Annotated in this window: 1 protein-coding gene; it reads right to left on the minus strand. The window is 33.8% G+C overall.

Features of this window, described 5'->3' with window-relative positions:
• Positions 1-180 (minus strand): hypothetical protein (locus AVANS14531_RS09290; RefSeq protein WP_336612168.1); only part of this gene is annotated, 180 nt, incomplete at its 3' end.
• Positions 181-325 lie beyond the last annotated feature (145 nt).

The following is a 325-nucleotide window of genomic DNA, read 5'->3' on the forward strand; positions in this document are numbered from 1 at the left end:
TCTAACCACTCTAACCACTCTAACCACTCTAACCACTCTAACCACTCTAACCACTCTAACCACTCTAACCACTCTAACCACTCTAACCACTCTAACCACTCTAACCACTCTAACCACTCTAACCACTCTAACCACTCTAACCACTCTAACCACTCTAACCACTCCAACCACTCCAACCACTCCAAACTAAATCCAACCTAGCTAAGTAATAAGTACTGGAATTAAAAGAAGAAATATAAAAATAGTTAAAGCTTATATTTAAGTATTTAAAAATAAAAGAATTTAAATTAGGAATTTAAAAACAATATTTAGACTTTATAAAGCT

Origin of the sequence: Campylobacter sp. Cr9, assembly GCF_020138295.1 — a bacterium.
Taxonomy (GTDB): domain Bacteria; phylum Campylobacterota; class Campylobacteria; order Campylobacterales; family Campylobacteraceae; genus Campylobacter_E.